Origin of the sequence: Flavobacterium cellulosilyticum (assembly GCF_004349355.1) — a bacterium.
Lineage (GTDB): Bacteria > Bacteroidota > Bacteroidia > Flavobacteriales > Flavobacteriaceae > Flavobacterium > Flavobacterium cellulosilyticum.
Map to the genome: position 1 here is coordinate 78,395 of NZ_SMFK01000016.1, position 11,516 is coordinate 89,910.

Sequence of the window (11,516 nt, forward strand, 5' to 3'; positions counted from 1 at the left end):
ACCTTCCATATTAAAATAATATAATTTAAATACAAATTAAATTATGAAGACAACTGTAAATAATATTTCAAAAAAGTTTATTTTAATCTTCTTTCTTCTTTCAACATTAGTTGGATCGGGACAAACTATATTTAAAGAAAATATAGGAGTTTGTTGCGGATCAACAGTAACATCGATTGCAAGTACCACTTTTTTAAATACTGGTTTATCCTTTTCAGGAACTGCTGATACTAGAACTGACACTCCATCATCTGGATACAATAGTGTTTCAGGCGGTAGAAATGTCTATTTTTCTAATAACACTTCTAAAAATTTTATTATTTCTGGAATTAACACTTCAAGGTTTTTAAATCTTAGTCTCCGTTTTGCCCTATGGAAATCGTCTGATGCGGCAAGCAACCAAATAGTTGTAGAGGTTAGTACTAATGGAACAACATACACAGCTCTTTCATACGATAGAGCAACTTCAGGTGGATCTTCTGGCTGGGCATTAGTTGATACAAACGGCACAATTCCAACTGCAACAAACTTGTATATTAGATTTAGACAAACTTCTACATCCTACACATTTCGTGTTGATGATATTGAATTAATTGGTTTTTTTGATAGTGATGGAGATGGGGTCAATGATAATGTAGATACAGATGATGACAATGATGGCATCAAAGATGATGTAGAATGTCCCAATTTCGCAAAACCAAGAATTTATAATGCAGATTTTGAAGACTTAAATATAATAACTTCAGGACTTGATGGAGGTTCAACAGATGTTGTGCCAACTGTTGGTATTTGGAAAGGACCTGGTGCCAATTTTCCAAATTGGCAAAGTGCAGAGCCTTTTCCTAATAATCATTTAGAAATCTGGCACAATTCACAAGCTGCTTCAAACGATTCTGGTGGGAAAGCCTTTTCAGGGGTACAATGGGCAGAAATCAATGCAAGTACTAATGATGGATTTTTCCAAGATATTGTAACAACTCCCGGAGATATTTTGCAATGGTCATTTGCACATCGCAAAAGAACGGGTTACGCTGGCGGTGGTGAAGACATTGCACGATTAATGATTGGAAATCCAAGTGGTACAATGATTAGTCAGGGTGATTTCACTTCTGCAAATGATTCTTCTTGGACTGAACATTGGGGCACTTATACGGTTCCTGCAGGGCAAACAACAACTCGATTAACATTTACAGCAATCAAAGCAGCATCAGGATCTACTAGTACCGGAAATTTTGTTGATAAAGTACAGTTATTTGTAATTCCGAATTGTAAAGATACTGATGGAGATGGCGTACCCAATTATTTTGATTTAGACAGTGACAATGACGGAATACCGGATGTAGTAGAAGCTGGACTAGGAAATTTGAGTAATGGAAAAGGAAAAATAAGTATTGCTTGGGCAGACGCAAATGGAAATGGTTTACACGATAGTGCTGAGTCGACTGCCAATTTACCGCCATTAGATGCTGATGGAGATGGCGTACCCAATTATATCGATTTAGATAGTGATAATGATAGCGTTTTTGACATTGACGAATCGGGAGCTGGTAATACAAATGCTGCTGTTGGTTATGTTAATGGTGATGGTGATATTAATGGTGATGGTGTAGGAGACGGAATAGATTCAGAATCTTTTAGAATAAGAGACACCAATAATAATGGTATTTTAGAACAATTTGGCGATGGTATATTAGATGTTTTTGATTATTTCGTTGGAAATACTTCCTATGCTGATTCCTTTGGAAACACAAATCAAGGTTCAACAGGAGCTGGATGGGTTAATTATGTAAAAGACACCGATGGTGAAGGAATCCCAGATTATATTGACATTAGAAACATCACAACAGGAATTTTTGATATTGCCAATAATAAATTAATTTATAGTAATAAAGTATTGGATGCCAATAATGACGGGATTCTAGATGGAAATACGGATATTGATAAAGATGGAATTTTAGATTCTTTTGACACAAATACTTCAATATTTGGATCACCCAGAGATTTAAACAATAAATTATTGCTTGACTTTGATGGTCGAAACGATTATGGTCAAAGTACAAACGTACTGAGCAGCTTTAATAAAGGGTCTCTTATGGCTTGGATCGATCTTAATTCTAGCTTTTCAACCACTGGAGTTATTGTAGGGCAAACTAAATTCCTCATCCGAATTACAAGTACTCGAAAATTAGAAGCAGTGGTCAACGGAACACTAATTACAGACACTACAATTCTAAATAAATCCCAGTGGTACAATTTGGGCGCTACTTATGATGGAACAAATGTGAAATTGTATATTAATGGTGTATTGGTAAAAACTCAGTCTAGAACAGGAACCTTTTCTGATACTTCCTTGCTGACATTAGGAAAAAACCCTGCAACAAATACGGAGTATTTTAAAGGAAAAATAGATGAAGTTCGGGTTTTTGATTGTGCTTTAACCGACTCTCAATTACAACGAATGGTGTACCAAGAGATAAAAAATGTAGGATCTGAAATTTATGGCGAAATAGTTCCTAAAAATATCGCTACTTCTCCATCCTCATTACCATTTGCCAGTTTATTGCGATATTATCGAATGGACACTTATAAAGATGATGTTATTGATGATTTAACTACTCCTGCAATAGATATTACTGGTGCAAGAATTTACAATCATAAAAACATTTATGTACAACAAGCACCTTTGCCTTTTGTAACTGTGGCATCAGGTAATTTTGCAACAGCTGTAAATAGTTCGACAACTGATGTGAGAGGACAAGATATTATGGAAAACAACTATTCAATCGTAAAAATAAAACATGATATAACCGAAACACTAGATGTTAATGCCTTAGGTATGATTGTAGATCCAGGTAAAAACATCTACATGAATAATAATACTAAAATACAAAATGATTGGTATTTAAAATTGGATGGGAAAATTGACTTAGTGGGTAATTCTCAATTATTACAAACAACAGAAAGCGATTTAGATGTCACTAGTACTGGATCAATTGAAAGAGACCAACAAGGACAAGCTAACAAATACAATTATAATTATTGGTGTTCGCCTGTTAGCCCAATCAATTCTACTCAAAACAATAAAGACTATACAATCTCCGCTGTTATGAAAGATGGATTTAATGCTGTCCCAAGGCCAATTACTTGGATTGCAGGTTTTGATGGAGTTGCTGGAAATTCAACTACACCCATGAGTATTGCGCGATATTGGTTGAATAAATTTGATAATTATGCCAATGCCTATTCATGTTGGGTCAAAATCACAGAAAATAGTACATTAAGAGTAGGCCAAGGATTTACAATGAAAGGAAGTGGTACTTCAGGAACACAGAATTATACTTTTGTTGGAAAACCCAATAATGGTACTATTGCAACAAATACTGTTGGTTCAGATCAGTTATTATTGACTGGAAATCCATATCCTTCGGCATTAGACGCAACAGCTTTCATTACTGACAATACAAATTCAAATTCAATTGATGGCTCTTTGTATTTCTGGGAACATTACCCTGCAAACAACTCCCATGTACTAGCTAATTATCAGGGCGGATATGGTGTACGAAATTTAGTAGACGGTTTAGCACCCGTTTCAACAGGTATAGATTTCATTAGTCAGACCGGAATTAGTACTAGATGTGCCCCTAACCAATACATCCCTGTAGGACAAGGATTTTTTGTAAACGGTAAAATTGGGGCAGGAGGAACGGTTACTTTTAAAAACAGTCAAAGGGCTTTTGTAAAAGAAAATGATGCTCAATCTAATATCATCTACAAAAAACGCTCAGGAACAAAACTAAATCAAGCGAACGATAGTTCTGAGTTATTTGTTGAAAAAGACACAATAAAGAAAATCCGTCTAGGTTTTAATTCGAATAATGGTTATCACAGGCAAATTTTGTTAGGTTTTATGAATGAAAAAGCTACTGATGGAATGGATTATGGGTACGATGCAATTAATTTTGATGATTTTCCAAATGACATGTATTTTTTAACTGAAGAAAACCAATTAGTAATTCAAGGTGTAGGATTTTTTGATCCAGCTGCATCCTATCCTATTGGGGTAAAAACAGATATTGAAGGAAAAGTTTCGTTTACTATTGATGCTTTAGTAAACTTTAGTCCAAAACAATCAATATATATTTATGACAATGAGACCAAAACATATAACGATATCCATAATACACCTTATGAAGTTAATTTACCTGTTGGCGTGAATGACACTCGTTTTTCATTGCGATTTAGTGATAAAAGTAAGAATGCAGAAAAAACATTAATTGTTGTTGATGAAACTGAAAGAAAAGAAGGAATTCTTGTTTTATATTCCAAAAACTACAAAACTTTAGTTATTGATAATAACAATCTGGATTCTTATATTAATTCGGTTGTCTTATATAATATAAATGGTCAATCTGTTGCCAATTGGGATCTTAAAATGTCTGAACAAACCAATATACAAATCCCACTAAAAGACATGAGCTCTGGAATTTATATTGTAAAATTAACAACTACTACAGGAGAAATCAGTAAAAAAATAATGTTCTAAGTAGAGAAGTAAGAAAATTTAAAAATATTCTATCAAAAAAAACACCCCCTTGACCTTGTTAACTGCCCCCAAAAAGTAAGACACTATTTGGGGGCAGTTTATTATTAGAATTGTTTTTATAGTTCATTTGAATTTACGCAACCGTCTAACCCTAGCCGATAATTTTAAGATAAAGAAATGTTAATCTCATAAAAAAGAAAGATGTGGCTATTTACATTGAGATTTAACAATACCTATTCAGCGTCTATTAATTCTATTAGTACCATTTCTTATACAGTGAAAAACAACTCTTTCTGTATATTCTGAAACTCAATTTAACTTCTTGAGGCACTTCAATATACATACTTAATACAATCCGTAAATTCAAATTAAGGATTACGATTACACTTGTAACTTTCATCAATTCTTGTTAAGTTAGAAAAAAAGATTTAAGTAGTGACTGGAATAAAGTCTTCCGCAATTTCTCTTTTCAGTTGAAGTTTTAATACATGCTATAATCTAGTTGGTATCAAAAACTTTAAACCTAAATTAATTTCTAAACAAAATTATTTGCGGATCATTATTGAAAGATGATTCAAAAAAACAAATTAAGCAAGGCTGTTCTTTTTTAGACAGTTTCTTCTATTTAGGGCAACTATTTACTATCCAAATACTCTTATTTCCCATTTTAAAAAACAATAAAAATTAAAAGCGTTTTTCAAAAGTAAAGTTTTTCAAAACATTAAAAACTTAGGCGAATTAATTAGCAAAACGAGTTGAGGATCATTGTCAAAACGTCTTCCAATTTTTTTTATGAAGTAATAAACTACAATTCATATTGAAATTAGTTTTCACAAAATTTTTCTTATCTCTATAAAAATTTTAACTGATTTAAACTGATTAATTTGATCATTATCGGTTTTTATAAAAACAGATTCTATATTCTAAAAACTAAAGTAAATTATTTCTTAAAAAAAAGAGAAATCCATGAGAATAATTCATTTTTAATGTAAAAATACTATTAATATAAATTAAAAAAAAACAGAAAAATAAAATTAAACTGTTAATAAAACCTTTTTGTCGATAAAAAATATCTGTTTATCGAAAATAAAATTCATTTCAATAAAAATACCCCTTAATTACCTAACTTTGAGACTAGTACGCATTTTATTTTGACCAAATAAAGTTAATCATTCTAACTATTATTTAAAAAAATGTTGTTACCATGAAAAAAATCTACCTATTTTTAATTCTTTTATTTTTCAATTATTATTTTGGAATCAGCCAAAATTTTGATCAGTTTGCCTCTGGAATAAAAATAAACAACATCATCTATAATACAACTGGAATTGATCCAAATAAAATCAACTCAGATTCTGGAGCACCAAATTTTGAAAGGGCAAATTTGGGTGTTTTTGGTCAAAATTCTTCCTGCGCAAAAATTACGGCTAGCGAAATTAAAACATGGAAAACTAGCTCAGGAAATGTGTGTACTGCAACATTGTATTGGCGCACATATCCAAATGGTTCACCATCGGGAATATTTAACGCTATTCCTTTATCAATGGTAACTAATTGTGCGGGTTCTGTATTTGCAGATGGTATTGGACCATGTACTGGAAATGATCAAAAATGGAAAGATTATTCATTAAACACTAATTTCATAACAGGATTATCACCGGGCAGTTATATCCTTGAAATTAATTTTGGATATACAGGTTCCGACACAAGCATTTCTACTTGCGAAACTACAAAATACATCAGTAATTTAGGCGCTAATTATAAGGCTAGTTTTACTATAACTAATCCTATAACAACACCAAGTGTTTCATCTACTACATTATGTGAAGGGAGTAGCCTGACACTTACTTCAAATCCAAGTGGTGGAAGTGCTCCATACACATTTAATTGGACTGGTCCAAATGGATATACTTCTACTGTTGAGAATCCAATTATTAATACTGTTACTACGTCTAATTCTGGTGTTTATTCAGTCATTGTCACTGATGCATGTGGAGCTATTTCAACAATTCAGAGTACAAATTCTGTTACAGTAAATACACTTTCAGTAGCACCCACTACAATTTCGGGGACAACTACAATTTGTAACGGGCAATCTACAACTTTAACAGTAAGTGGAGGAACTTTAGGCACAGCTGGTATTGCAGAATGGTTTTCGGGTTCCTGCGGTGGAACTTCCGTTGGAACAGGAAACAGTATTAGTGTTTCTCCAACAGCGAATACAACTTATTATGTTCGCTATGCTGGAACTTGCAATAGTACCACTTGTACGACAGCTACAGTAATTGTGAATCCAATTTTAGTACCTTCAGCATCAATTTTAGCAAATCCGACAAGCCCTATTTGCTCAGGAACTTCAGTAACTTTTACAGCCACATCTAAAAACGGAGGTAGCACTCCTTCTTACCAATGGTTCATTAATAATGTTGCAATAAATGGCCAAACTGCTTCAACATTTACAACAAGCACATTGAACAATAGCAACCAAGTAAAAGTAGAAATGACATCTAATGCAATATGTCCAGTTCCTGCAACTGTAACATCAAATATTCTAACGATCACTGTAAATCCAGTACTGACTCCATCTGTTAATATTTTAGCCTCACAAACTACATTCTGTACAGGTACATCAGTAACATTTAGCATTAATTCAATAACTAATGGAGGTCTTACGCCAACTTACCAATGGAAACGGAATGGCAATCCAATATCCGGAGAAAATAGTTCCACTTATACATCAAATTCACTAGTGGATAATGACATTATTACACTGGATCTTACCTCATCAGCAACTTGTGCAATACCTGCAATGGTTAGTAGCAATCCTATTCAAGTCAAAGTAAATCCTAACTTGCCTGTAAGTGTAAGTGTTGGAGCATCAGCTACCACTATTTGTGCTGGGACCAATGTAACATTTACAGCTACCGCTACAAACGGTGGTACAACACCCGCTTATCAATGGAAACTTAATGCCAGCAATGTTGGGATAAATAGTGCCACATATACCAATTCAGCATTGGTAAATGGTGATGTTGTTTCAGTGCAATTAACATCAAATGCTACCTGTGCAACAGGCAATCTCGCCACAAGTAGTCCAATTACTATGACGGTAAATCCAAATTTACCTGTTAGTGTAAGTGTTGGCGCTTCAGCCACAACAATTTGTCCAGGAACCAATGTAATATTTACTGCAACCCCAACAAATGGAGGAACCACACCTGCGTATCAGTGGAAAATTAACGGTAATAATGTTGGAACAAATAGTGCTACATATACCTCAACAACTCTATCAAATAATGATGTTATTACTGCTGTTATATCATCAAATGCGACTCCTTGTGCAACAGGCAACCCCGCCACAAGTAGCCCAATTACCATGACGGTAAATCCAAATTTACCCGTTAGTGTAAGTGTTGGCGCTTCAGCCACAACAATTTGTTCCGGAACCAATGTAACATTTACTGCAACCCCAACAAATGGAGGATCAACACCTACTTATCAATGGAAACTTAATGGTAGTAATGTTGGGTCAAATAATACTACATATGCCTCAACGAATTTATCAAATAATGATGTAGTTACCGTTGTATTAACATCAAATGCGACTCCCTGTGCAACAGGCAACCCCGCCACAAGTAGCCCAATTACTATGACGGTAAATCCAAATTTACCCGTTAGTGTAAGTGTTGGCGCTTCAGCCACAACAATTTGTTCCGGAACCAATGTAACATTTACTGCAACCCCAACAAATGGAGGAACCACACCTGCGTATCAGTGGAAAATTAACGGTAATAATGTTGGAACAAATAGTGCTACATATGCCTCAACAACTCTATCAAATAATGATGTTATTACTGCTGTTATAACATCAAATGCGACTCCTTGTGCAACAGGGAGCCCCGCCACAAGTAGCCCAATTACTATGACGGTAAATCCAAATTTACCTGTTAGTGTAAGTGTTGGCGCTTCAGCCACAACAATTTGTTCCGGAACAAATGTAACATTTACTGCAACCCCAACAAATGGAGGATCAACACCTACTTATCAATGGAAACTTAATGGTAGTAATGTTGGGTCAAATAATACTACATATGCCTCAACGAATTTATCAAATAATGATGTAGTTACCGTTGTTTTAACATCAAATGCGACTCCTTGTGCAACAGGCAACCCCGCCACAAGTAGCCCAATTACTATGACGGTAAATCCAAATTTACCCGTTAGTGTAAGTGTTGGCGCTTCAGCCACAACAATTTGTTCCGGAACCAATGTAACATTTACTGCAACCCCAACAAATGGAGGATCAACACCTTCTTATCAATGGAAACTTAATGGTAGTAATGTTGGGTCAAATAATACTACATATGCCTCAACGACTTTATCAAATAATGATGTAGTTACCGTTGTTTTAACATCAAATGCGACTCCTTGTGCTACAGGTAACCCCGCTACAAGTAGCCCAATTACTATGACGGTAAATCCAAATATACCTGTTAGTGTAAGTGTTGGTGCATCAACTACAACAATTTGTCCAGGAACCAATGTTACATTTACTGCAACTCCGACAAATGGGGGTACTACACCTGTGTATCAGTGGAAAATTAATGGTAGTAATGTTGGAACAAATAGTACTACATATGCCTCAACAACCTTATCAAATAATGATGTTGTAACTGCTGTTATAACATCAAATGCGACTCCTTGTGCAACAGGCAACCCCGCCACAAGTAGCCCAATTACTATGACTGTAAATCCAAATTTACCCGTTAGTGTAAGTGTTGGCGCATCAGCTACAACAATTTGTTCCGGAACAAATGTGACATTTACTGCAACCCCAACAAATGGAGGATCAACACCTACTTATCAATGGAAACTTAATGGTAGTAATGTTGGGTCAAATAATACTACATACGCCTCAACGACTTTATCAAATAATGATGTAGTTACCGTTGTTTTAACATCAAATGCGACTCCTTGTGCGACAGGTAACCCCGCTACAAGTAGCCCAATCACATTGACGGTTAATCCAAATGCAGCTATCAGCTTAACTTCAGCAGCAGGAACTAACAATCAAACAAGATGTATCAATATAGCTATAGCTAATATTACATATGCAGTAAGCGGAGGAGGAACAGGAGCTGGTGTTTCTGGATTACCGCTTGGTGTAACTGGAACATTTAGTGGAAGCACCTTTACTATTAGCGGAACTCCCTCTGTAGCTGGTATTTTTAATTATACTGTTACAACAACTGGGAATTGTTCGCAAACAACAGCAACAGGAACAATAACAGTAAATCCAAATGCAGCAATAACACTAACATCAGCACCAGCTACAACCTTACAAAATATATGTAGACTTTCGGCTATTACAAATATTACTTATAATGTTACTGGTGCAAGCACAATAAATGCAGCAGGTTTGCCTTCAGGTGTAAATGCTGTTCTTTCTGGTGGCATTGTCACTATTAGTGGTACGCCAGCTGCGGCAGGAACTTATAATTATACCATAAACACTACTGGCCCTTGCGTTAATACATCAGCTTCAGGAACCATTGTTGTTTGGAATGGAAATCCTAGTGGTTGGAATGGAAGTTCATCAATTACCATTTCTAATAACTCCATATGTCCACCAGCAGCAAATATTACTATTAGCGCTCCAAATGGAGCAAGTAATGTGCAGTATTACAAGTGGATTTTGCCTACAGGATGGTCAATAATTTCAGGTGACTTAACTAGTTCCATTTCTGTTTCTGTAACTACAGCAGCCCAAACAGGTAACCAAGTTGTAACAGTACAGGCTGTAAATTCATGTGGAAATATTGGTATATCTTCTCCTGCAAGCGGTAATAAAGCAATAAGCGTAGATACTTTTACAGGAGTAACTGTTACTCCAATACCTCAATCCGTTTGTTCTGGTAGTTCTATTTCGGTTATAGGAACTTTAACAGGGAATGCCACTTCAGGTACATGGACAGCACCTAGTGGCACATTTAGCCCAATGGTTATATCAGGAACTAATCCTATTACAGTATCTAGTACATATACCCCATCAATATCTTCAGGAAATGTTGCTTTAACAATAACAACAAATACGCCGACAGGTTGTTCAACTCAGCCCGGAACTGCAACTTTAAATGTAACCGTCAATCAAATTGTAACAATCACCGCACATCCAACCACAACCCAAACGATTTGTTCTGGCACCAATGCCAGTTTCAGTGTAACAGCAACAGGAACTGGTTTAACGTATCAATGGAGAAAAGGAACTACCAATCTTAGTAATACAGGAAATATCACAGGAGCAACCACAGCCACATTAAATTTATCTAATGTAGCCACTTCCGATGCTGGAAGTTATAATGTCATTGTTAGTGGCGCAAGTCCTTGTTCCTCTGTAACATCAAATACTGCTACATTAGTAGTCAACCAAGCAGTAGCAATCAGTACTCAGCCTATATTAACACAAACTCTTTGTACTGGAAACTCCGTAAGCTTTAGCACAACTGCAACGGGAACAGGTTTATCCTATCAATGGAGAAAAGGCACAACAGTTTTAAATAATACAGGAAATATTACAGGTGCAACCACTAGTACTTTAACTATCAATCCAGTTGTTTCAGCAGATGCAGCTTCGGATTATAACGTTGTTATAACTGGAACTGCACCTTGTACACCAGTAACTTCAAATAATGCAGCATTGGTAATCAATGATGCTGTGGTGATTTCCACACAACCAGCCGCAACCCAAACGATTTGTTCAGGTACCAATGCTAGTTTTAGTATAATAGCTACAGGAACTGGTTTAACGTATCAATGGAGAAAAGGAACTACCAATCTTAGCAATACAGGAAATATCACAGGAGCAACCACAGCCACATTAAATTTATCTAATGTAGCCACTTCCGATGCTGGAAGTTATAATGTCATAGTTAGTGGCGCAAGTCCTTGTTCATCTGTAACATCAAATGCTGCT

Annotated in this window: 2 protein-coding genes; both read left to right on the plus strand. The window is 35.4% G+C overall.

Annotated features, from left to right (window positions below):
- The first annotated feature begins 43 nt into the window (after positions 1–43).
- Entirely contained in the window at positions 44–4,543 is a 4,500-nt protein-coding gene (locus tag E0F76_RS16810) for a LamG-like jellyroll fold domain-containing protein (protein WP_132008876.1), read from the plus strand.
- Between the two features lie 1,204 nt (positions 4,544–5,747).
- A partial coding sequence (locus E0F76_RS16815; protein ID WP_220398941.1) for a beta strand repeat-containing protein occupies positions 5,748–11,516 on the plus strand: 5,769 nt, incomplete at its 3' end.

Excerpts from the sequence above, each read along its gene's own strand:
- E0F76_RS16810 (WP_132008876.1), top strand. The coding sequence starts at position 44 with ATGAAGACAACTGTAAATAATATTTCAAAAAAGTTTATTTTAATCTTC.